The following is a 19199-nucleotide window of genomic DNA, read 5'->3' on the forward strand; positions in this document are numbered from 1 at the left end:
CACAAAACGAAATTTTTATCCTCAATTTTCTGCCATCCTCGCTGTGGGCGCTATTCTCGGACAGGCTCCTAGATTTGTGCTCAAGTTTGAGCAACCACGAAAACACAAAACAGCAATCTATTTCTTGCTGGCTCGGGGACTGTTGGAAAATTCCAGTACTTGAATCTTGTTTATCAAGTCAGTGCGGCAGAAATCATCAAAGACAGGGAAAGCAAAAAAAACTGAAACAAGTGAGGAAAATGTCAGGATAAAAGGGGGGAGTCGTTTTAGCAGGTTCATTTGCAAACTGATTGTTCTTAAATAATTTCCCCATGATCCCTGAAGCGGCGTCGAAAAGAAGAGGCACCGAAGTGAAAAAAGGCCCGAAGTTTCAGGCCTGCTTCAGAAGGGAAGAGTTAATCCTGTTGATGACCACGCCACATCTGGTAATTATTCATCAACAGCGATTTACCCATCAGATGTGCTGCAACAGGGGCGGTCATCAGGATGAAGGCGATAATCCCGACGGCCCGGGAACTGATGGAAACCCCCTGAAAGTGCAGGGCCACAGCCACCATAATTAAACCAACCCCGATGGTCCCCGCTTTGGTGGATGAGTGCATTCGAATGTAAGCATCCGGCATCCGTAAAATACCCAGCGCAGAGAAAAAACTGAACAGTACCCCGACAATTAAACAGCTGGCGACGACCCAATCCATCATGATTTGTCTCCTGAACTTAAACCCGAATCAGCGCGAGACTGGCTCAGTGGCACGCGCATAATAAAGCGGGCAAAGGCAATGGTGCTGAGAAACGCCACCAGGGCCAGGGTGATGGCAATATCCATAAATGCCGTGGCGTTGCTGTAAATGGTGAATACACCAATAAAGCCGATGGTGATAAAGGCGATGAGATCCAGGGCAATCACCCGATCCGCCAGCGAAGGGCCTTTGCACAGTCGGATAAATGCCAGGACCAGGCTGGCTAACAAACCGACAAAGGCGAAATGAGTGGCAAAAACCATCATGTCAGTCACGGGTCACCTCCAGAATACGACGCTCCAATGATGTTTTGATATCGTCGATCACCGATTGTTCGTTCTTGCTGAACATGGCATGTACGATCAAATACCGGCGATCTTCACTGACATCCAGCGTCAGTGACCCCGGCGTGAGCGACACCATATTGGCCAGCAACATAATCTCCATGTCAGATTCAACCGCCAGCGGCACTTTGATAATGGCCGGATGGCTCAGGTGGGTGGGGGTGATGACGTCCCACACCACTTGCAGGCTACTGGTGAGCAGTTTGTATAGAAATACCGCCAATAGCTTCAGGGCTGCCAGGAACTTGCGGCCGTAGTGGGGTTTATTGCGGAAGGGTTCGGTCAGCAACAGGGCAAAAAAACCGACCACAAAACCAATGGTAAAGTCGGTGCTGCCATAGTCGCCGTTCAGCAGCATCCAGCCAAACGCCAGCAGGATGTTCAACAAAAACAGGTTCATGGTTGCGTTCCTCCAGCGGGTCCTGGTATGGAGAGATGCGCTGAGTAGGTCGTGCTGTCGCTGCCAAGCACGGCATCAATATAAGGCTGTGGATTGAGCAGGTTGGTTGCAGAGGTTTCTGCCAGCTGATAAATGGGTTCGACCAGCAAACCAATCAGAATGGTCAATACGGCCAGTGCCACAATAGGGACGATATACAGGCAGTTTTCCCGCCGGGTCAGGGGGGGCGGTGCAGCGGCATTATCCGGCAGCGGTTTCCAGAACGCTTCGGCCCAGATTTTGGTCATTGAGTAAATGGTCATCAGGCTAACAAACAGAGCGGTGGCCGCCAGCAGATAGGCGTCAGTTTGCAGGCTTGCCTTGATCACCAGAAACTTGCCCCAGAAGCCGGACAGTGGTGGAAAGCCCGCCAGAGAGAACGCTGGAATCAGAAACAACAGGGCCAGCCACGGCATGCTGCGATAAGCGCCACCCAGCTCACGCAGGTTATCACTGCCCTGTCTGCGCTGCAGGAAGCCGCCGATCAGGAACAAATTGGCCTTAACAATAATGTGGTGGATGATGTAGAAAATCGCACCGGTGATGGCCAGCGGTGTATAGATGGCCAGCCCCATCAGCATATAGCCAATCTGACTGATAATATGAAACGACAGAATACGTTTAATATGGAATTGACTGGCCGCACCAAGAACGCCGGTGAGCATGGTCAGGCCGGCAATCACTATCAGCAATGGCTGGTAGCCGCTATCGACCAGGTCAAACACAATAGTGAAGACGCGGAGCAACGCATAAACCCCCACTTTGGTCAGCAGTGCGGCGTACAGGGCAACGATGGCGCTGGGCAGATGATGATAGGACGCTGGCAGCCAGGAGAAGACCGGGAACGCCGATGCCTTGATGGCGAAACCAAAGAGAAACAACCCGGAAATCAGCATCATGGTGGTGTCCGGCAGTAACGGAACTTTGGCGTGCAGGTCGGCCATATTCAAGGTGCCGGTAGCGCCATACAGCAGCCCGATGGCCAACAGGAAAACCATGGTGGAGATCAGGTTGAGCACCACGTATTTAACCGCCGCATCCACCTGCTGTTTATTGGCATTGAGCACCATCAGGCCAAATGAGGTAATGAGCATGACCTCAAAAAACACATAGAGATTGAAAATGTCTCCGGTTAAAAAGCTGCCCATCACACCGGCCAGCAGCGCATGAATCAAACTGTGATAGATCCCATAGAACGGTTTGCTGCGCAAATCGGTGGTGCTGTAGAGCACAATCGCGACACCGATAATGGCGGTAATCAGCACCATGCTGGCCGATAGCAGGTCGGCGACAAAGACAATGCCGAAGGGGGCTTGCCAGTCACCAAAGGCGGTTACCTGCAGGCCCTGGGAAATGACCTGCTGGACCAGCAACAGGGCGATACACAGGTTGGCGAGGGCTCCGGACCAGCTGATCATCGATGACAGGGTGCGGGCGCGAAAGCTGAAAGCGCAGGCGGTAGCGGTCAGCAGTGGAATAAAAACAGGCATAACCAGTAGCCAATGGGTCATTGCTCTGTCTCCGCATGTTGCATTTTGTCCATATCAGCGGTGCCAAATTCTTTAATGGCGCGGTAGGCCAGTAGTAAGGTGAACAATAACAGGCCGAAACCGATCACAATGGCGGTCAGAATCAGCGCCTGTGGCAGCGGGTTGGCGTAACCGACGGCCGGGAGCAGGGCATCACTGGCAATCAGTGGCGGATTGCCCCGGGTTAACCGGCCAGCGACAAAAATGGCCAGGTTGATGGCGTTACTGACCAGAATCATACCGAACAGAAAGCGCACGATATGACGCTCCAGCATCAGGAAAACGCCGCAGGCAGTCATCAGGCCGACGACCAGACACCAGAGAAACTCCATCAACTTAACTCCTCTTCAACATTGAGCAGGATCATCAGTACCGATCCGATGACAGCGAGGTATACGCCAACGTCAAATAACAGTGGACTGCCGACTTTGCCCAGCCACAGGCCAGAGAGAAAAGGCTGCCCGAAAAACAGCGGCAGCAGACCGGCGAACAGCGCTATGGCCACACCAGAACCGGCAAAGGTGGCCGGTGAATAGACCAGGCGCTCACGCACATAGGCCGGGGTTTCGGCCAGCATTAACAGGGCAAAGGCAATGACGGCAATCAGGCCGGCAATAAACCCGCCGCCGGGATTGTTATGGCCACGCAACAGCAGGTAAACAGAAAACACCAGCATCAGCACCGTGACGATATGGGCGCTGGTACGAAAGATAATCGATGACATTAACGGTGCTCCTTGGGGGTTTCAGAGACCATCTGGTTAATCCGTTTGCCAGCCAGTACCGCGACGGTTGCCAATCCGGCAATCACCACCACAACGGCTTCTCCGAGGGTGTCAAACGCGCGGAAATCCACCAGGATAACATTGACGATATTGCGCCCTCGGCCACCGCTGACACTGGTTTGGGCATAGAACTCGGAGATTGCCTGATTCATGGGTTCGGCGGTAATAATCCACAGAGCCAGGGTGATGCTGATGCCGATGCCTGCGGCAACGCCGGCGTGTACCAGGCGGCGAAGCGCTGAATGCTGGGGAACCGTGTTGGCAGCAGATAGATGGCGTAACACGATGGCGATAAAGACCACCAACAGGGTCTCTACCAGCAGCTGCGTTTTGGCCACATCCGGGGCGCTGTACACCAGGAAAACCAGTGTGGTCAGAAAGCCAATGGTGCCCAGTGCGGTCACCGCCAACAGCAGGGTGCGGGCCTTGACCACCACCACCGGGGCGATGACCAGAAACAGGGCCAGCAGAATATCGTAGTACTTCAGATCCCAATCAATCGGTGGCAGGGGGTGTATTTGCCAGAGTACGGTGCCGAGAAAGGCCAGTAGTACCAGGAAAAACTGCAGGCTGTATTGAGTGAGCTGACCGTGCTGTAGCAGCCGGGTTTGCCAGTTTGCCAGCTTGACCACCGCATCCAGCAGGGACTGATAAACCGCAGGGCCCGAGGGCAGCCCGGACATAAGCTGGTCGAGCCGGGGCTTCAGGCGTGGATAGCCAACATAGAGCAAGATACCCAGTAACAACGTGAGTGCACTTAGCAGCAGTGGCAGGTTTAACCCTTCCCAGAGCTTCACCGTTTTCGGGGTAGCCAGCATTACCGTGGCAGCGGGATCAATCACCAGACCCTGATACCAGTTCAACAGAGCCAGCGGCACAATGATCGACAGCAGTGCCAGAACGATGGGGGGCAACCAGAGCAGCGGATTATGCTCAACGGCTTTCATCGGTGCGGCCTTGGCATGGTGAGGCCGTAAAAAGGGTTTGATGACGATCAGCAATGCCAGCGCCACCATAATGGCATTAGCCAGCAGCATGGAGCCGGAAAGTACCCAGCCAAATTCCAGCCCTGCTTTATAGAGATATTCCTTGGACAGGAAACCAAACGACGGTGGCAGACCCGCCTTTGACGCAGCGGTCACCAAAGCGGCGGTAAAGCTGATGGCCAGCACCGCACGCAGGCCCGCCAGTTCATGGTATTCCCGGGTGCCGGTGGCCTTATCGATATTGCCGACCACCATAAACAGTCCGGCCTTATAAAAGGAGTGCGCGGCAATCAACAGTAATGCGGCAGTGATGGCATAGCTGCTGCCGATGCCGATCAGCATCACCAGCTGGCCAAGAATGACATTGGTGCTGAAGGCAAGCATCAGCTTTAAGTCGGTCTGACGGTAAGCCTGTAAGGCGCACCACAGGGCAGTAAAAGCACCGGCACTGCACAGCAGCGTGAACCATAACGTGCTGTCACCGTACACCGGCAGCAGTCGTGCCAGCAGGTAAACACCGGCTTTGACCATGGTGGACGAGTGCAGATAGGCACTGACGGGGGTTGGTGCGGCCATGGCACCGGGCAACCAGAAATGAAAGGGAAACTGTGCCGATTTGGTGAATACCCCCAGCAAAACAAGCAACAGTGATGGTGTAAACCAGGCGTGCTGAGACAGCGAAGCACCCTGGGTGATGATGGCGCTGAGGCTGTAGGTACCCGCCATTTCCCCCAGCATAATCAGGCCCGCCAACAGTGCCAGACCGCCGCTGCCGGTGACCAGCATGGCTTGCAGGGCGTTCTTGCGGGATTTTTCCTGTTCGTGGTTAAAGCCAATCAGCAGATAGGAGGTGAGGGTGGTTAATTCCCAGAATACGAACAGCAACAGCAGGTTATCGGCCAGCACCAGACCCAGCATGGCCAGCATAAACAGGGTCAGATAGAGGTGAAACGCACCGCGGCCTTTATAGGGTTTCATATAAGCGATGGCGTAGAGCTGAACCAGAAACCCGACGCCACTGATTAAACTGGCAAACAGGACGCTGAGGCCATCAAGGCGGAGTGAAAAATCAATACCCAGTGACGGAATCCAGGGCCAATGCAGCAGAGACTCCGGTGGTTGATAGCTGGCGCTGATCAGCAGAAAAATCCCCAGCGGCAGCAGTGCGCAGAACGCCAACCAGAGTTTAAGTGTTGGATTTTGCATGAAATAAGGCCGTAAATATCGTTTGGATGAGAAAGCCGTGATTAAGGTGGGACATTATAATGGCACTTTCGCTTTACTATATAGACAAAAGTTATGTCACCTATAAGGGCTGTGTGTGCGAGGTGGTATTGGAGTGATCTGTTTTTTCATTAACAGCTTTTTATTTTGATAGTAAAGATATAACGCGTGAATAATGATCAAGAATGACGGGTTCATGGGGATTACAAAATTCAGGGGGTGAGTCAAAATAAATGTGGCCATGCGAAACTCATAAATGCCCTGTAAATAATGAAATATCGGGGCGGTGCACTAACCTGCCGTGACGACTACTGAGCCCGACTTCATATTGTCCCTATTTAGCGAGCCCCCTCCGGCCATGTATCATGCCCGCCTGATAAAATGACCCTCTGCTCTTCCATATAACAAAAACTTGTTTGGAAGCTTGTGTTGACAGCAAGTTTTGTGGTTAGTAGAATTTTGCGTCCTTTTGTCTAGGTGACATAGTTCATCAGACTTTGTTCTTTATAGATGCCATGGTTAGAACAAAATGAGCCAACAATCAAAGCAGTCCTCACAGGCGCAGCAAATTCGTATTCGCCTGAAGGCTTTTGACCATCGCCTGATTGACCAGTCTACGCAGGAAATCGTTGATACTGCAAAAAGAACTGGTGCGCAGGTTCGTGGTCCAATCCCTCTGCCAACACGAAAAGAACGCTTTACCGTACTGATTTCTCCACACGTCAACAAAGACGCTCGTGACCAGTATGAAATCCGTACCCATAAGCGTCTTCTCGACATTATCGAGCCCACCGAAAAAACTGTAGACGCACTGATGAAACTGGATCTGGCAGCCGGTGTCGAAGTGCAGATCAGTCTCGGTTAATGAGGCCATGGGCTCTCCATCAAAGTGTGCACACTTTTGTGTAACAGCTCTGAAGTGAGCGGCCATAGTGGGTAATAGCCCCGTACACGAGAGAGGTTGAAATGACTATTGGATTAGTCGGCAAGAAACGCGGTATGACCCGTGTTTTCACCGAAGACGGTGTTTCCATACCGGTTACCGTAATTGAGGTAGATCCAAACCGCGTTACCCAGGTGAAAACCCTGGAAACCGACGGATATACTGCAATTCAGGTAACTTCCGGAAGCAAGAAAAGCAGCCGTCTGAGCAAGCCGGAAGCTGGCCACTTCGCCAAAGCAGGCGTTGAAGCTGGTTCTGGTCTCTGGGAATTCCGTATCGACGCTGACGCTGAATACCAAGCGGGCGACGTTATCGGTGTAGACCTGTTTGAGCAAGGTCAGAAAGTAGACGTTACCGGTCAGTCCAAGGGTAAGGGCTTCCAGGGTGCTATCAAGCGCTGGAACTTCCGTATGCAGGACGCTACCCACGGTAACTCTCTGTCTCACCGTGCACCTGGCTCTATCGGCCAGTGTCAGACTCCTGGTCGTGTCTTCAAAGGCAAGAAAATGGCTGGACATATGGGCGCTGAAAACGTGACCGTACAGTCCCTGGAACTCGTTCGCGTTGATAGCGAGCGTAACCTGCTGCTGGTCAAAGGCGCAGTACCTGGTGCAACCGGTGCTGACGTTATTGTTCGTCCAGCAGTTAAAGCACGTGCTCACGCCTGAGGGGATTAGACGATGGAACTGAAGGTAAACGGTGCAGATGCCGTTCAGGTCTCAGACGTGACTTTTGGCACTGAATTCAACGAAACCCTGGTTCACCAGGCGGTTGTTGCATTCATGGCCGGTGCGCGTCAAGGCACCAGAGCTCAGAAAAACCGCAGCGACGTAAGTGGCGGTGGTCGTAAGCCCTGGCGTCAGAAAGGTTCCGGTCGTGCACGCGCCGGTACTATCCGCAGCCCACTGTGGCGCGGGGGCGGCAAGACATTTGCTGCCAAACCACAGAATCACGCTCAAAAGCTGAACAAGAAGATGTATCGCGCAGCGCTGCGTTCCATCTTGTCCGAGCTGGTTCGTCAAGAGCGTCTTATTGTGGTTGAACAGTTCGCTGTTGAATCACCAAAGACCAAACTGGTTGTAGCCAAGCTGAATGAACTGAACGCTAACGGCGCGTTGATCGTTGCTGATGAAGTGGATCAGAACATTTATCTGGCCGCTCGCAACATTCCTCATGTGGATGTTCGTGACGTTCAGGGTATTGATCCGGTTAGCCTGGTTGCTCACGAGAAAGTCGTGATGACCGTGTCTGCCATCAAGAAGTTCGAGGAGATGCTGGGATGAACCAGGAACGTATTTTTAAAGTTCTGCTTGGTCCGCACATTTCCGAGAAGACCACTGTCGTTGCTGAAGAGCACAATCAGTACGTCTTCAAGGTAGCCAGGGACGCAACCAAGCTCGAAATCAAAAAAGCTGTTGAGCAGCTGTTTGACGTCAGCGTTAAAGCTGTCAGGACTGCCGTTGTTAAGGGCAAGACCAAGCGTACTCGTTTCGGTATGGGCCAGCGCTCAGACTGGAAAAAGGCGTACGTCAGCCTGGAGCAAGGTCAGGAAATTGACTTCGCGGACGCGGAATAAGGAGCTAGAGAATGGCAGTAATCAAATGCAAGCCGACTTCTCCAGGTCGCCGCTTCGTTGTCAAGGTAGTTAACCCTGACCTCCACAAGGGCCGCCCATACGCGCCTCTGGTGGAAAAGAAAGGCAAAACTGGTGGTCGCAACAATGCTGGTCGTATCACTACCCGTCATCGCGGGGGTGGTCACAAGCAGCACTACCGTATCGTAGACTTTCGTCGCAACAAGGACGGCATTCCAGCTGTTGTTGAGCGTCTGGAATACGATCCAAACCGTACTGCGCACATCGCCCTGTTGAAATACATGGATGGTGAGCGTCGTTACATTATCGCACCTAAAGGTGTGAAAGCCGGTGATGAGCTGTTCTCCGGTGTCGATGCCCCGATCAAAGCTGGTAATACTCTGCCTCTGCGCAATATTCCACAGGGTTCCATCGTACACTGTGTAGAAATGAAGCCTGGTAAAGGTGCTCAGATGATTCGCAGTGCTGGTGCTTCTGCCCAGCTGGTCGCTCGTGACGGTGCTTACGTTACCCTGCGTCTGCGTTCCGGTGAAATGCGTAAAGTATTGGCTGACTGTCGCGCCACTCTGGGCGAAGTCTCTAACAGTGAGCACAACCTGCGCTCTCTGGGTAAAGCGGGTGCTAAGCGCTGGCGTGGTGTGCGTCCGACCGTTCGTGGTGTTGCCATGAACCCGGTAGATCACCCACATGGTGGTGGTGAAGGTCGTACTTCCGGTGGTCGTCATCCTGTGACGCCATGGGGTATTCCGACCAAGGGTCGCAAGACTCGTTCCAACAAGCGTACGGACAAAATGATCGTACGTCGTCGCAGCGCGAAGTAAGCCTAGAGAGAGGATACGATAGTGCCACGTTCATTGAAAAAAGGCCCATTTATCGACCTTCACCTGCTGAAGAAAGTCGAAGAAGCGGCTGAAAGCGGCAACAAGCGTCCGATCAAGACCTGGTCTCGCCGCTCCATGATTATCCCAACCATGGTTGGTCTGACTCTGGCTGTGCACAACGGTCGTCAGCACGTTCCTGTCTTCGTTACCGAAGATATGGTTGGCCACAAGCTGGGTGAGTTTGCTGCAACCCGTACTTATCGCGGTCACGCAGCAGACAAGAAGGCCAAGAAGCGCTAAGAGGGTATAGAAATGAAAGAAGTTGCTGCTATGCATAAAGGCGCTCGCATTTCTGCCCAGAAAGCGCGTCTGGTCGCTGACCAGATCCGCGGCAAGGCAGTTGGCGAAGCCCTGGATCTCCTGAGCTACAGCCCGAAAAAAGCTGCGGTTCTGGTTAAGAAAGTGCTTGAGTCTGCTATTGCAAACGCTGAGCACAATGACGGCATGGACATCGATGAGCTGAAAGTCTCTACTGTCTTCGTTGACGAAGGCATGACTATGAAGCGCATTCGCCCACGTGCCAAGGGTCGTGCTGATCGCATTCTGAAGCGGTCTTGCCATATTACGGTTAAGGTTGCAGAGGTCTAAGGAGCGGTCAGATGGGTCAGAAAGTACATCCTAATGGAATTCGCCTGGGCATTGTTAAGCCCCACCGTTCAGTCTGGTTTGCAGATGGCAGCGATTACGCTGACAAACTGAATGCTGACCTGGCGGTGCGCAGTTTCATTGAAGAGAAGCTGAAAAACGCTTCTGTAAGCCATGTTGAAATCCAGCGTCCAGCGCAAAGCGCCCGTGTAACCATTCACACTGCCCGTCCGGGTATCGTGATTGGCAAGAAGGGTGAAGACGTTGAGAAGCTGCGTCAGGCGGTGTCCAAAATGATGGGCGTGCCTGTGCACATCAACATTGAAGAAATCCGCAAGCCTGAACTGAACGCCATGCTGGTCGCTCAGAGTATCGCTGGCCAGCTGGAGCGTCGTGTGATGTTCCGTCGTGCCATGAAGCGCTCTGTCCAGAACGCCATGCGTCTGGGTGCCAAGGGTATCAAGGTTCAACTGAGTGGCCGTCTTGGCGGTGCTGAAATCGCGCGTACTGAATGGTACCGCGAAGGTCGTGTGCCACTGCACACCCTGCGTGCTGACATCGATTATGCACATTATGAAGCACTGACCACTTACGGTATTCTGGGTGTCAAGGTCTGGATCTTTAAGGGTGAGGTTATCGGTGGCATGGCGCCTGCTGTTGAGCCTTCCAAAGATAAAGAGCAGCCAGCTCGTCGCCCTAAGAAGCGTCAGGCTAAGAGTTAAGGAGCGCGGAAATGTTACAGCCTAAGCGTACGAAATTTCGTAAGCAGCAAAAAGGCCGCAATCGTGGTCTGGCACTCCGCGGCTCCAAGGTTAGCTTCGGCGAATACGCATTGAAAGCAATCGGTCGTGGACGTATAACAGCTCGCCAGATTGAGGCGGCTCGTCGTGCCATGACCCGTCACATTAAACGTGGCGGTAAAATCTGGATCCGCGTCTTCCCTGACAAGCCGATCACCGGTAAGCCTCTTGAGGTGCGTCAGGGTAAAGGTAAGGGTAACGTGGAATACTGGGTGTGCCAGATTCAACCAGGCCGCGTTCTCTATGAGATGGAAGGTGTGTCCGAAGAGCTGGCTCGTGAAGCCTTTGCTCTTGCAGCAGCCAAGCTGCCGCTGGAAACTGCCTTCGTTAAGCGGAGCGTAATGTGATGAAAGCTGCTGAACTGCGTGAAAAGTCTGTAGAGGAGCTCAATACTGAGCTGCTCTCTCTGCTGCGGGATCAGTTTAACTTCCGTATGCAGAAAGCTACTGGCCAGCTGGGTCAGAGCCATCTGCTGAAGCAGGTTAAGCGCGACATCGCTCGTGTGAAAACCATCCTGAACCAAAAGGCAGGAGCATAAGATGGCTGAAGAACTGGTTGGTCAAAAAAAGATCCGTACACTGTCCGGTAAGGTCGTGAGCGACAAGATGGATAAAACCATCACTGTTCTCATCGAGCGCCGGGTAAAACATCCGCTTCTGGGTAAAATCGTGAAGCGGTCCACCAAGTTGCACGCTCATGATGAAAACAACGACTGCCGTATGGGCGACGTTGTTACCATCAAAGAGACGCGTCCTCTGTCAAAGAGCAAGACGTTTACGCTTGTATCCATTGACGAGCGTGCTACTCAGATCTAAGGCTACGGTGCTTTGGGCTTGAGTGACTAATGGCCGTTCCGACAGGCTCTTAAAAGTTCTGTCGGAATGGTTGTTTTTGTGAAAGCCGGCGAGTACCCGTCTGCAGTTTGGGCTTGGAGAATAAGCAATGATCCAGACAGAAAGTCAACTCGAAGTCGCTGATAACAGCGGCGCCCGTCGAGTTCAGTGTATCAAGGTGCTGGGTGGATCCCACCGCCGCTACGCTGGCATTGGCGACATCATCAAAGTATCCGTGAAGGAAGCGATTCCCCGCGGTAAGGTCAAAAAAGGCCAGGTGATGAACGCTGTTGTCGTGCGTACCAAAAAAGGTGTTCGTCGTCCAGACGGTTCCCTGATCAAATTCGATGGCAATGCAGCTGTTCTTCTGAACGCCAACCTGCAGCCAATCGGTACCCGTATCTTTGGACCAGTGACTCGTGAGCTGCGCGGTGAGCAGTTCATGAAGATCATCTCACTGGCCCCAGAAGTACTGTAACGGGAGCAGGTAATGAAAAAGATCCGTCGTGATGACGAAGTCATCGTAATTGCCGGCAAGGACAAGGGTAAGCGCGGTAAAGTGCAAACCGTTCGTGCTGACGGCAAGCTGGTTGTTTCTGGCATCAATATGATCAAGAAACATCAGAAACCTAACCCGATGCTGGGCACTCCTGGTGGAATCGTAGAAAAAGAAGCGGCTATCGAAGCTTCTAACGTTGCGATTCTGAACCCTGAAACCAACAAGGCTGATCGTGTTGGCTTTGCTATCGAAGATGGCAAAAAGCAGCGCGTATTCAAGTCTGACGGCAAGCCTGTTGACGCGTAAGGGGAGAGTGATGGCAAATTTTAAAACCAAATATCGTGAAGAAATTCTGCCCATGCTCAAAGAAGAGCTGGGTGTGAAAAACGTTCATGAAGTGCCACGCATCACCAAAATTACCCTGAACATGGGTGTTGGTGAAGCGATTGGTGACAAGAAAGTCATCGAGCATGCGGTTGCTGACCTGGAAAAAATCGCCGGTCAGAAAGCTGTCGTGACCAAGGCCCGCAAATCCGTTGCTGGCTTTAAAGTCCGTGAAGGCTGGCCAATCGGTGTTAAGGTGACTCTGCGTCGTGAGCGCATGTATGAGTTCCTGGAGCGTCTGGTTGACATCGCTCTGCCACGTGTCCGTGACTTCCGTGGTCTGAGCCCCAAGTCTTTCGACGGCCGTGGTAACTACAGCATGGGTGTTAAAGAGCAGATCATCTTCCCTGAAGTTGATTACGACAAAATCGACACTCTGCGCGGTCTGGACATCACTCTGACCACTACCGCCAAGAATGACGAAGAAGGCCGTGCTCTGCTGAAGGCTTTCAACTTCCCATTCCGTAACTGATACAGGTACGAGTTTTATGGCAAAAGTATCCATGAAGCAGCGGGAACTGAAGCGTCAGCGCACCGTTGCCAAGTATGCTGAAAAGCGTGCACAGCTGAAAGCTGTGATTAACAATCCTAACAGCACTGAAGATGAGCGTTGGGATGCCCTGGTAGCTCTGCAGAAGCAGCCTCGCAATGCCAGCAAGGCGCGTCTGCGTAACCGCTGCCGCATCACTGGCCGTCCACACGGCGTACTGCGCAAATTCGGCCTGAGCCGTATCAAGCTGCGTGAAGCAGCGATGCGTGGTGATGTTCCAGGTCTGGTTAAAGCCAGCTGGTAAGCGCATTTCATCTTCGGGAGATATAGATAATGAGTATGCAGGACCCGTTAGCAGATATGCTAACTCGTATCCGTAATGCCCAGATGGCAGAGCACGCCTCTGTCACCATGCCGTCCTCCAAAATCAAGGTTGCTGTAGCCCGGGTTTTGAAAGACGAAGGTTTCATCGCTGACTACAAAGTCGCTGGCGAAGCCAAGGCTGAACTGGCCATCGAACTGAAGTATTTCGAAGGCAAGCCAGTTATTGAAAGCCTGAAGCGTACCAGCCGTCCTGGCCTGCGTTCTTACGCTGGCAAGGAAGCGCTGCCTAAAGTGAACGGCGGTCTGGGTATCGCTATCGTTTCCACCAACAAAGGTGTTATGACCGATCGTGCTGCCCGTGCAGCCGGTGTTGGTGGCGAAATTCTCTGCACTGTGTTCTAAGGGAGGGGTATTATGTCTCGAGTAGCCAAAAGCCCTGTTGCTGTCCCTGCTGGTGTAGAGATCAAGCGCAATGGCCAGATCCTGGTGATCAAAGGTTCCAAGGGTCAACTGGAACTTGTTGTTCACAACAATGTCGAAGTTGGACAGGAAGAAAACGTTCTGACGTTTGCTCCACGTGATGGTGCCAAGCACTCCCGTGCTCTGGCCGGCACTACCCGTGCCCTGGTTAACAACATGGTAACCGGCGTAACCGCTGGCTTCGAGAAGAAGCTGCAGCTGGTTGGTGTTGGTTATCGTGCAGCGGCCAAAGGTAATAGCCTGACTTTGAACCTGGGCTTCTCCCATCCGGTTGAATACGAACTGCCACAAGGCGTGACTTGTGAAACTCCGACCCAGACTGAAATTCTGGTTCGCGGTATCGACAAGCAGCTGGTTGGACAGGTTGCTGCGGAAATTCGTGAATTCCGTCGTCCTGAGCCTTATAAAGGCAAGGGTGTTCGCTATGCTGACGAACGCGTTCGTCGCAAAGAAGCCAAGAAAAAGTAAGGTAGGGTGAGATCATGATGGACAAGAAATCTTCTCGCCTGCGTCGTGCCCTTCGTGCAAGGGTTAAGATGCGTGAGCTGGGTGCCATTCGTCTGAGCATCCATCGTACGCCTCGCCACATCTATGCGCAGGTTATCGCCGCTGACGGCGACAAAGTGCTGGCATCTGCCTCCACTGTTGAAAAAGAACTGCGTGGCGACGCTACCGGTAACGTAGAAGCGGCCAAGAAAGTTGGTGCCCTGGTTGCTGAGCGTGCCAAGGCAGCGGGTGTGACCAAGGTGGCGTTTGACCGCTCTGGTTTCAAATATCACGGTCGTGTCAAGGCGCTTGCCGATGCAGCCCGTGAAGGCGGACTGGAATTCTAAGGGTAGAACGTCATGGCAAGAGAAAGAGATGAGCGTAAGCCTAACAACGACGAAGGCTTGATTGAGAAGCTGGTACAGGTTAACCGTGTCGCCAAAGTGGTGAAAGGTGGCCGTATCTTTGGCTTCACAGCGCTGACAGTCGTTGGTGATGGCAAGGGTAAGGTTGGTTTTGGTCGCGGTAAAGCCCGTGAAGTGCCAATCGCTATCCAGAAAGCTATGGAAGCTGCCCGTCGCAACATGATTCATGTTGACCTGAACGGTGACACCCTGCAGTACCCGGTTAAAGCCCGTCACGGTGCTTCCAAGGTTTACATGCAGCCAGCATCTGCTGGTACCGGTGTTATCGCCGGTGGTGCAATGCGTGCCGTTCTTGAAGTGGCTGGCGTACACAACGTACTGGCCAAGTGCTACGGTTCTACCAATCCGGTGAACGTGGTTCGTGCTACTTTTAACGGTCTGCGCGACATGCGTTCTCCTGAAGGCGTTGCTGCCAAGCGTGGCAAGTCTGTTGAGGATATCCTGGGGTAAGTCATGGCTGAGAAGATGATCAAAGTGACGCTCGTGAAGAGCACTAACGGTCGCCTCGAAAGCCACAAGGCTTGCGTACGGGGTCTGGGCCTGCGTCGTATCAACCACACTGTTGAAGTGGAAGACACTCCTTCAGTTCGTGGCATGATCAACAAGGTATCCTACCTTGTCCGGGTAGAAGGAGAATAACATGCGTTTGAATACTCTGAGCCCGGCTGAAGGTAGCCGCAAAGAGGGTAAGCGCGTAGGTCGTGGCATTGGCTCCGGCCTGGGCAAGACCTGTGGCCGTGGCCACAAGGGTCAGAAGTCCCGTTCCGGTGGTTCTGTCAAGCCAGGTTTCGAAGGCGGTCAGCAGCCACTGCAGCGTCGTCTGCCAAAGTTTGGCTTTACTTCACGCAAAGCGCGTTTTACTGCTGAGATTCGTCTGCACGAACTGAACAAGGTTGAAGCAGACGTGATCGATCTGGCAGCGCTGAAAGCAGCTGACCTGGTCAGCGGTAGCATCCAGCGCGCCAAAGTGGTACTGTCTGGCGAATTGGCTAAAGCAGTCACCATCAAAGGTCTGGCTGTTACCAAAGGCGCCCGTGCTGCGATTGAAGCTGCCGGTGGTAAGATCGAGGACTAAATGGCTAAGACATTACCTGTTGGGAATCAAAGCGGCTTAAACGAGCTGTGGTCTCGCGTTAAGTTCGTGTTTCTGGCGATCCTGGTTTACAGGATCGGTGCGCACATCCCTGTGCCGGGCATCAACCCTGATGCGCTGGCTCGGATGTTTCAACAAAATGAAGGCACCATTCTGGGTCTGTTCAACATGTTCTCTGGCGGTGCGCTGGAGAGAATGTCGGTACTGGCCCTGGGTATCATGCCTTATATTTCGGCGTCCATTATCGTTCAGTTGATGAGCGTGGTGAGCCCGCAGTTGGAGCAGCTCAAGAAGGAAGGTGAGTCCGGACGTCGCAAGATCAGCCAGTACACCCGCTACCTGACCGTTGCCCTGGCCCTGGTCCAGGGTACTGGCATGACTGTCGGTCTGGCCAATCAGGGTGTTGCCTTCAGCACTGACCTCAGCTTCTATATTGTCGCTGTTGTCACGTTCGTCACCGGTGCCGTCTTTATGATGTGGCTGGGCGAACAGGTGACTGAACGGGGAATCGGCAATGGTATTTCGATTCTCATTTTTGCAGGTATTGTCGCTGGTCTTCCAAGTGCGATTGTGCGGTCTTTCGAGTCCGCACGTCAGGGTGATATCAACATCCTGATGTTGCTCGCCGTTGCCCTTCTGGCAATTGCGATCATCGCATTTGTAGTCTTTATCGAACGGGGTCAGCGCCGGATAACCGTAAACTATGCCAAGCGTCAACAAGGGCGCAAGGTGTTTGCGGCCCAGAGCAGCCATCTGCCATTGAAGGTGAATATGGCCGGCGTTATTCCAGCTATTTTCGCTTCCAGCCTGCTGCTGTTCCCTGCGTCCATCGCGCAGTGGTTCGGCCAGGGTGAAGGCATGGGATGGCTGCAGGACATCGCTCTGGCGCTGGGTCCGGGTCAGCCACTGAACATCATACTGTTCTCGGCAGGCATCATCTTCTTCTGCTTCTTCTACACTGCCCTGGTCTTTAATCCAAAAGACGTGGCAGATAACCTGAAGAAGTCGGGTGCATTCATCCCCGGTATTCGTCCGGGCGAGCAGTCTGCACGTTATATTGATGGTGTCCTGACTCGCCTGACCATGTTCGGTGCTCTCTATATGACAGCAGTGTGTCTGTTGCCTCAGTTCCTGGTCGTGTCGGCTAACGTGCCGTTCTATCTGGGAGGCACCAGCCTGTTGATCGTGGTGGTCGTGGTGATGGACACCATGGCTCAGGTGCAGTCGCATCTCATGTCGCATCAGTATGAGTCGCTGCTGAAGAAATCCAATCTTAAGGGCTATGGCTCTGGCGGTCTGATCCGCTAAGCCACTCTCATTGAGAATAGTTCTGCAACGGTTGTGGAGTTAGTTATGAAAGTACGCGCGTCGGTTAAAAAAATCTGCCGCAACTGCAAGATCATCAAGCGTAAGGGTAATGTACGTGTGATCTGTCAGGAGCCGCGTCACAAACAGCGTCAGGGCTAATAATTGTCGGGAATCTACGGATTCTCGCGATAGCAGGACTCTGGTCTAATGTGACCTCAGGCAAAGCCAACCGCTCATGAAATTGTTCATGAGCGGTTGTGTTTTATCGAAAGGGGGATTACAATTTCCGCCTTTCGACCTGTTGGAAATGCCTTTTGCTGCGTGAGTGTTTTAGCCTTGCTTGATCGCTCCCAGGTGTTTTCTTCAGGATGAAAGCAGCCATTTCTGAAACAAAGGTTCTTTCCGGCGTTTCAATATGGTGACGTGTTTCAGTTTAATTTGGTTTTGCTGAGCAATCAGGAATGATCAACTGAATAGCTGTTACACGGTTAAATGTAATAACGGAGACGATTGAATGGCCCGTATTGCTGGCGTCAACATTCCAGATAACAAACATGCCGTTATCTCGTTGACCTACATTTTTGGTATCGGTAAGACTTCAGCTCAGCAGCTGTGTGCTGCCACTGGTGTTAACCCGTCTGCCAAAGTATCTGAATTGAGCGAAGATCAGCTGGAATCCCTGCGTACTGAAGTTGCAAAACTCAACGTAGAAGGTGACCTGCGTCGCGAAATCAGCATGAACATCAAGCGCCTGATGGACCTGGGTTGCTACCGTGGCCTTCGCCACCGTCGCAGTCTGCCGGTTCGTGGTCAGCGCTCAAAGACCAATGCCCGTACTCGTAAGGGTCCGCGCAAACCGATTCGTAAATAAGATCGTTTCATTTCTCTGAAGAAACGCTTTGCATAGACCTTTTCTTTTAAAGGCTTTTCTTTACAGGGAATAACGAACTTTTAAATACAGGATTTGTTCTGATATGGCAAAGCCAGGTACTCGTACACGTAAGAAAGTTAAAAAGTCGGTTGTGGATGGCATCGCCCATATTCACGCCTCTTTTAACAACACTATCGTGACAATTACCGACCGCCAGGGTAATGCACTCTCCTGGGCAACTGCAGGTGGCTCCGGCTTCCGTGGTTCCCGTAAGAGCACGCCATTTGCTGCACAGGTTGCAGCTGAGCGTGCCGGACGTGCCGCCGCTGAGTTCGGTCTGAAGAATTTGGACGTGAATGTTAAAGGGCCTGGTCCAGGCCGTGAATCCGCTGTACGCGCGCTCAACGCTTGTGGTTTCAAGATCAATAACATCACTGATGTTACCCCGATCCCACACAATGGTTGTCGTCCGCCCAAGAAGCGTCGTGTATAAGCAGGAGACCGGTAAATGGCTAGATATATAGGTCCTAAGTGCAAACTGTCTCGTCGTGAAGGCACTGATCTCTTCCTGAAGAGTGGTGTTCGTGCGCTCGAGTCAAAGTGCAAGGCAGAAAATGCTCCTGGCCAGCATGGCCAGCGTCGTGGTCGTCTTTCCGACTACGGTGTTCAGCTTCGTGAGAAGCAGAAAGTTCGTCGTATCTACGGTGTACTGGAAAAGCAGTTCCGTAACTACTACAAGGAAGCTGACCGTCTGAAGGGTGCAACCGGTTCAAACCTGTTGCAACTTCTGGAGTCTCGCCTTGATAATGTGGTTTACCGCATGGGATTCGGTTCTACCCGTGCAGAAGCACGCCAGCTGGTCAGCCACAAAGCTGTCATGGTTAATGGCAAGACTGTAAACATCCCGTCTTATCAGGTTAAGCCTGGTGACGTTGTTGCTATCCGTGAAAAGGCAAAGAACCAGCTGCGCATCAATGCAGCGCTTGAACTTGCTGCCCAGCGTGGTTTCTCCATCTGGGTAGAAGTGGACGCCAGCAAAAAAGAAGGTGTCTTCAAGACGCTGCCCGAGCGGAGTGATCTGGCGGCCGACATCAACGAGAGCTTGATCGTCGAGCTGTACTCCAAGTAAGGGATAGACAGTTAGGTGGGGTGTAACA

At 52.7% G+C, this 19199-nt stretch carries 33 protein-coding genes; 26 read left to right on the top strand and 7 right to left on the bottom strand.

Annotated features, from left to right (window positions below):
• Positions 1–395: 395 nt before the first annotated feature.
• From mnhG to mbhE, 7 genes are read right to left on the bottom strand one after another with little or no spacing between them, the layout of a single operon-like run.
• Positions 396–701 carry a monovalent cation/H(+) antiporter subunit G gene (gene mnhG, locus ACO6V1_RS13245; RefSeq protein ID WP_101749109.1) on the bottom strand — a complete coding sequence of 102 codons (306 nt, stop codon included), beginning with the start codon at positions 699–701 and terminating at the stop codon, positions 396–398.
• The gene (locus ACO6V1_RS13250) at positions 698–1006 is read right to left on the bottom strand and encodes a cation:proton antiporter (protein WP_422467171.1); all 309 of its coding nucleotides are present in this window, start codon (positions 1004–1006) and stop codon (positions 698–700) included. Before ACO6V1_RS13250 ends, mnhG begins: the two co-directional genes overlap by 4 nt.
• Before the next feature lies 1 nt (position 1007).
• Entirely contained in the window at positions 1008–1484 is a 477-nt protein-coding gene (locus ACO6V1_RS13255) for a Na+/H+ antiporter subunit E (protein WP_269676833.1), read from the bottom strand.
• On the bottom strand, positions 1481–3034 hold the full coding sequence (locus tag ACO6V1_RS13260; protein WP_422467161.1) for a proton-conducting transporter membrane subunit: 1554 nt from the start codon (positions 3032–3034) through the stop codon (positions 1481–1483). Before ACO6V1_RS13260 ends, ACO6V1_RS13255 begins: the two co-directional genes overlap by 4 nt.
• Entirely contained in the window at positions 3031–3384 is a 354-nt protein-coding gene (locus ACO6V1_RS13265; protein ID WP_422467163.1) for a Na+/H+ antiporter subunit C, read from the bottom strand. The genes ACO6V1_RS13260 and ACO6V1_RS13265 overlap by 4 nt, the downstream gene beginning before the upstream one ends.
• The gene (locus ACO6V1_RS13270; protein WP_269672616.1) at positions 3384–3776 is read right to left on the bottom strand and encodes an MnhB domain-containing protein; all 393 of its coding nucleotides are present in this window, start codon (positions 3774–3776) and stop codon (positions 3384–3386) included. The genes ACO6V1_RS13265 and ACO6V1_RS13270 overlap by 1 nt, the downstream gene beginning before the upstream one ends.
• The gene (mbhE, locus tag ACO6V1_RS13275; RefSeq protein WP_422467165.1) at positions 3776–6028 is read right to left on the bottom strand and encodes a hydrogen gas-evolving membrane-bound hydrogenase subunit E; all 2253 of its coding nucleotides are present in this window, start codon (positions 6026–6028) and stop codon (positions 3776–3778) included. The genes ACO6V1_RS13270 and mbhE overlap by 1 nt, the downstream gene beginning before the upstream one ends.
• A gap of 547 nt (positions 6029–6575) precedes the next feature.
• Between mbhE and rpsJ the strand changes: the two genes are divergently transcribed.
• The 26 genes from rpsJ (at position 6576) to rpsD (ending at position 19171) form a co-directional block, all read left to right on the top strand.
• A complete protein-coding gene (gene rpsJ, locus ACO6V1_RS13280; RefSeq protein ID WP_066014867.1) occupies positions 6576–6911 on the top strand; it encodes a 30S ribosomal protein S10 in 336 nt (111 codons plus the stop codon).
• Positions 6912–7012: 101 nt separating this feature from the next.
• On the top strand, positions 7013–7657 hold the full coding sequence (gene rplC / locus ACO6V1_RS13285; protein ID WP_422447495.1) for a 50S ribosomal protein L3: 645 nt from the start codon (positions 7013–7015) through the stop codon (positions 7655–7657).
• Positions 7658–7669: 12 nt separating this feature from the next.
• Positions 7670–8272 (top strand): 50S ribosomal protein L4, encoded by a 603-nt coding sequence (gene rplD / locus ACO6V1_RS13290; RefSeq protein WP_269672620.1) that lies wholly within the window; start codon positions 7670–7672, stop codon positions 8270–8272.
• Complete coding sequence (gene rplW / locus ACO6V1_RS13295; RefSeq protein WP_422447493.1) at positions 8269–8565, top strand: 50S ribosomal protein L23; 297 nt, start codon at positions 8269–8271, stop codon at positions 8563–8565. The genes rplD and rplW overlap by 4 nt, the downstream gene beginning before the upstream one ends.
• Positions 8566–8576: 11 nt before the next feature.
• A complete protein-coding gene (gene rplB, locus ACO6V1_RS13300) occupies positions 8577–9404 on the top strand; it encodes a 50S ribosomal protein L2 (RefSeq protein WP_209276240.1) in 828 nt (275 codons plus the stop codon).
• Positions 9405–9425: 21 nt separating this feature from the next.
• Positions 9426–9704, top strand: coding sequence for a 30S ribosomal protein S19 (gene rpsS, locus ACO6V1_RS13305; protein ID WP_066014871.1), 279 nt, complete (start codon positions 9426–9428; stop codon positions 9702–9704).
• Positions 9705–9716: 12 nt separating this feature from the next.
• Entirely contained in the window at positions 9717–10052 is a 336-nt protein-coding gene (rplV, locus tag ACO6V1_RS13310) for a 50S ribosomal protein L22 (RefSeq protein ID WP_066014872.1), read from the top strand.
• An 11-nt stretch (positions 10053–10063) separates the two neighbouring features.
• Positions 10064–10771 (top strand): 30S ribosomal protein S3, encoded by a 708-nt coding sequence (rpsC, locus tag ACO6V1_RS13315; protein ID WP_422447490.1) that lies wholly within the window; start codon positions 10064–10066, stop codon positions 10769–10771.
• Between the two features lie 11 nt (positions 10772–10782).
• Positions 10783–11196: a 50S ribosomal protein L16 gene (gene rplP, locus ACO6V1_RS13320; protein WP_020582409.1), complete on the top strand. Its 414-nt coding sequence runs from the start codon at positions 10783–10785 to the stop codon at positions 11194–11196.
• A complete protein-coding gene (gene rpmC, locus ACO6V1_RS13325; protein ID WP_020582408.1) occupies positions 11196–11387 on the top strand; it encodes a 50S ribosomal protein L29 in 192 nt (63 codons plus the stop codon). The genes rplP and rpmC overlap by 1 nt, the downstream gene beginning before the upstream one ends.
• Before the next feature lies 1 nt (position 11388).
• Positions 11389–11664: a 30S ribosomal protein S17 gene (rpsQ, locus tag ACO6V1_RS13330; protein WP_101746637.1), complete on the top strand. Its 276-nt coding sequence runs from the start codon at positions 11389–11391 to the stop codon at positions 11662–11664.
• Between the two features lie 127 nt (positions 11665–11791).
• On the top strand, positions 11792–12160 hold the full coding sequence (rplN, locus tag ACO6V1_RS13335; RefSeq protein ID WP_066014875.1) for a 50S ribosomal protein L14: 369 nt from the start codon (positions 11792–11794) through the stop codon (positions 12158–12160).
• 12 nt (positions 12161–12172) lie between these two features.
• Positions 12173–12487, top strand: coding sequence for a 50S ribosomal protein L24 (gene rplX, locus ACO6V1_RS13340; protein ID WP_422467167.1), 315 nt, complete (start codon positions 12173–12175; stop codon positions 12485–12487).
• Positions 12488–12497: 10 nt separating this feature from the next.
• Positions 12498–13037 carry a 50S ribosomal protein L5 gene (gene rplE / locus ACO6V1_RS13345; protein WP_101746635.1) on the top strand — a complete coding sequence of 180 codons (540 nt, stop codon included), beginning with the start codon at positions 12498–12500 and terminating at the stop codon, positions 13035–13037.
• Positions 13038–13053: 16 nt separating this feature from the next.
• Positions 13054–13359, top strand: coding sequence for a 30S ribosomal protein S14 (gene rpsN / locus ACO6V1_RS13350; RefSeq protein WP_101746634.1), 306 nt, complete (start codon positions 13054–13056; stop codon positions 13357–13359).
• Positions 13360–13388: 29 nt separating this feature from the next.
• Positions 13389–13781: a 30S ribosomal protein S8 gene (gene rpsH, locus ACO6V1_RS13355; protein ID WP_101746633.1), complete on the top strand. Its 393-nt coding sequence runs from the start codon at positions 13389–13391 to the stop codon at positions 13779–13781.
• 12 nt (positions 13782–13793) lie between these two features.
• Positions 13794–14327, top strand: a complete 534-nt coding sequence (gene rplF / locus ACO6V1_RS13360) for a 50S ribosomal protein L6 (RefSeq protein WP_269672624.1) — start codon at positions 13794–13796, stop codon at positions 14325–14327.
• A gap of 14 nt (positions 14328–14341) precedes the next feature.
• Positions 14342–14692, top strand: coding sequence for a 50S ribosomal protein L18 (gene rplR, locus ACO6V1_RS13365; protein WP_101746631.1), 351 nt, complete (start codon positions 14342–14344; stop codon positions 14690–14692).
• Between the two features lie 12 nt (positions 14693–14704).
• Positions 14705–15220 carry a 30S ribosomal protein S5 gene (gene rpsE / locus ACO6V1_RS13370; protein ID WP_101746630.1) on the top strand — a complete coding sequence of 172 codons (516 nt, stop codon included), beginning with the start codon at positions 14705–14707 and terminating at the stop codon, positions 15218–15220.
• Positions 15221–15223: 3 nt separating this feature from the next.
• Positions 15224–15409 (top strand): 50S ribosomal protein L30, encoded by a 186-nt coding sequence (gene rpmD / locus ACO6V1_RS13375; RefSeq protein ID WP_209276238.1) that lies wholly within the window; start codon positions 15224–15226, stop codon positions 15407–15409.
• Position 15410: 1 nt separating this feature from the next.
• Positions 15411–15845 (top strand): 50S ribosomal protein L15, encoded by a 435-nt coding sequence (gene rplO, locus ACO6V1_RS13380; protein ID WP_101746628.1) that lies wholly within the window; start codon positions 15411–15413, stop codon positions 15843–15845.
• A complete protein-coding gene (gene secY / locus ACO6V1_RS13385) occupies positions 15846–17171 on the top strand; it encodes a preprotein translocase subunit SecY (protein WP_101746627.1) in 1326 nt (441 codons plus the stop codon).
• A 45-nt stretch (positions 17172–17216) separates the two neighbouring features.
• Complete coding sequence (rpmJ, locus tag ACO6V1_RS13390) at positions 17217–17330, top strand: 50S ribosomal protein L36 (RefSeq protein WP_081622108.1); 114 nt, start codon at positions 17217–17219, stop codon at positions 17328–17330.
• 355 nt (positions 17331–17685) lie between these two features.
• Positions 17686–18042: a 30S ribosomal protein S13 gene (gene rpsM, locus ACO6V1_RS13395; protein ID WP_101746626.1), complete on the top strand. Its 357-nt coding sequence runs from the start codon at positions 17686–17688 to the stop codon at positions 18040–18042.
• Positions 18043–18145: 103 nt separating this feature from the next.
• Positions 18146–18535, top strand: a complete 390-nt coding sequence (rpsK, locus tag ACO6V1_RS13400) for a 30S ribosomal protein S11 (RefSeq protein WP_020582394.1) — start codon at positions 18146–18148, stop codon at positions 18533–18535.
• Positions 18536–18550: 15 nt separating this feature from the next.
• Positions 18551–19171: a 30S ribosomal protein S4 gene (rpsD, locus tag ACO6V1_RS13405; RefSeq protein ID WP_101746625.1), complete on the top strand. Its 621-nt coding sequence runs from the start codon at positions 18551–18553 to the stop codon at positions 19169–19171.
• Positions 19172–19199 lie beyond the last annotated feature (28 nt).

The organism is Endozoicomonas sp. ALC013, assembly GCF_049310205.1.
GTDB lineage: Bacteria > Pseudomonadota > Gammaproteobacteria > Pseudomonadales > Endozoicomonadaceae > Endozoicomonas.

Bases quoted from the DNA above. Each gene is read 5' to 3' on its own strand.
- mnhG (WP_101749109.1), bottom strand. From the start codon at position 701: ATGATGGATTGGGTCGTCGCCAGCTGTTTAATTGTCGGGGTACTGTTC.
- ACO6V1_RS13250 (WP_422467171.1), bottom strand. From the start codon at position 1,006: ATGATGGTTTTTGCCACTCATTTCGCCTTTGTCGGTTTGTTAGCCAGC.
- ACO6V1_RS13255 (WP_269676833.1), bottom strand. From the start codon at position 1,484: ATGAACCTGTTTTTGTTGAACATCCTGCTGGCGTTTGGCTGGATGCTG.
- ACO6V1_RS13260 (WP_422467161.1), bottom strand. From the start codon at position 3,034: ATGACCCATTGGCTACTGGTTATGCCTGTTTTTATTCCACTGCTGACC.
- ACO6V1_RS13265 (WP_422467163.1), bottom strand. From the start codon at position 3,384: ATGGAGTTTCTCTGGTGTCTGGTCGTCGGCCTGATGACTGCCTGCGGC.
- ACO6V1_RS13270 (WP_269672616.1), bottom strand. From the start codon at position 3,776: ATGTCATCGATTATCTTTCGTACCAGCGCCCATATCGTCACGGTGCTG.
- mbhE (WP_422467165.1), bottom strand. From the start codon at position 6,028: ATGCAAAATCCAACACTTAAACTCTGGTTGGCGTTCTGCGCACTGCTG.
- rpsJ (WP_066014867.1), top strand. From the start codon at position 6,576: ATGAGCCAACAATCAAAGCAGTCCTCACAGGCGCAGCAAATTCGTATT.
- rplC (WP_422447495.1), top strand. From the start codon at position 7,013: ATGACTATTGGATTAGTCGGCAAGAAACGCGGTATGACCCGTGTTTTC.
- rplD (WP_269672620.1), top strand. From the start codon at position 7,670: ATGGAACTGAAGGTAAACGGTGCAGATGCCGTTCAGGTCTCAGACGTG.
- rplW (WP_422447493.1), top strand. From the start codon at position 8,269: ATGAACCAGGAACGTATTTTTAAAGTTCTGCTTGGTCCGCACATTTCC.
- rplB (WP_209276240.1), top strand. From the start codon at position 8,577: ATGGCAGTAATCAAATGCAAGCCGACTTCTCCAGGTCGCCGCTTCGTT.
- rplV (WP_066014872.1), top strand. From the start codon at position 9,717: ATGAAAGAAGTTGCTGCTATGCATAAAGGCGCTCGCATTTCTGCCCAG.
- rpsC (WP_422447490.1), top strand. From the start codon at position 10,064: ATGGGTCAGAAAGTACATCCTAATGGAATTCGCCTGGGCATTGTTAAG.
- rplP (WP_020582409.1), top strand. From the start codon at position 10,783: ATGTTACAGCCTAAGCGTACGAAATTTCGTAAGCAGCAAAAAGGCCGC.
- rpmC (WP_020582408.1), top strand. From the start codon at position 11,196: ATGAAAGCTGCTGAACTGCGTGAAAAGTCTGTAGAGGAGCTCAATACT.
- rpsQ (WP_101746637.1), top strand. From the start codon at position 11,389: ATGGCTGAAGAACTGGTTGGTCAAAAAAAGATCCGTACACTGTCCGGT.
- rplN (WP_066014875.1), top strand. From the start codon at position 11,792: ATGATCCAGACAGAAAGTCAACTCGAAGTCGCTGATAACAGCGGCGCC.
- rplX (WP_422467167.1), top strand. From the start codon at position 12,173: ATGAAAAAGATCCGTCGTGATGACGAAGTCATCGTAATTGCCGGCAAG.
- rplE (WP_101746635.1), top strand. From the start codon at position 12,498: ATGGCAAATTTTAAAACCAAATATCGTGAAGAAATTCTGCCCATGCTC.
- rpsN (WP_101746634.1), top strand. From the start codon at position 13,054: ATGGCAAAAGTATCCATGAAGCAGCGGGAACTGAAGCGTCAGCGCACC.
- rpsH (WP_101746633.1), top strand. From the start codon at position 13,389: ATGAGTATGCAGGACCCGTTAGCAGATATGCTAACTCGTATCCGTAAT.
- rplF (WP_269672624.1), top strand. From the start codon at position 13,794: ATGTCTCGAGTAGCCAAAAGCCCTGTTGCTGTCCCTGCTGGTGTAGAG.
- rplR (WP_101746631.1), top strand. From the start codon at position 14,342: ATGATGGACAAGAAATCTTCTCGCCTGCGTCGTGCCCTTCGTGCAAGG.
- rpsE (WP_101746630.1), top strand. From the start codon at position 14,705: ATGGCAAGAGAAAGAGATGAGCGTAAGCCTAACAACGACGAAGGCTTG.
- rpmD (WP_209276238.1), top strand. From the start codon at position 15,224: ATGGCTGAGAAGATGATCAAAGTGACGCTCGTGAAGAGCACTAACGGT.
- rplO (WP_101746628.1), top strand. From the start codon at position 15,411: ATGCGTTTGAATACTCTGAGCCCGGCTGAAGGTAGCCGCAAAGAGGGT.
- secY (WP_101746627.1), top strand. From the start codon at position 15,846: ATGGCTAAGACATTACCTGTTGGGAATCAAAGCGGCTTAAACGAGCTG.
- rpmJ (WP_081622108.1), top strand. From the start codon at position 17,217: ATGAAAGTACGCGCGTCGGTTAAAAAAATCTGCCGCAACTGCAAGATC.
- rpsM (WP_101746626.1), top strand. From the start codon at position 17,686: ATGGCCCGTATTGCTGGCGTCAACATTCCAGATAACAAACATGCCGTT.
- rpsK (WP_020582394.1), top strand. From the start codon at position 18,146: ATGGCAAAGCCAGGTACTCGTACACGTAAGAAAGTTAAAAAGTCGGTT.
- rpsD (WP_101746625.1), top strand. From the start codon at position 18,551: ATGGCTAGATATATAGGTCCTAAGTGCAAACTGTCTCGTCGTGAAGGC.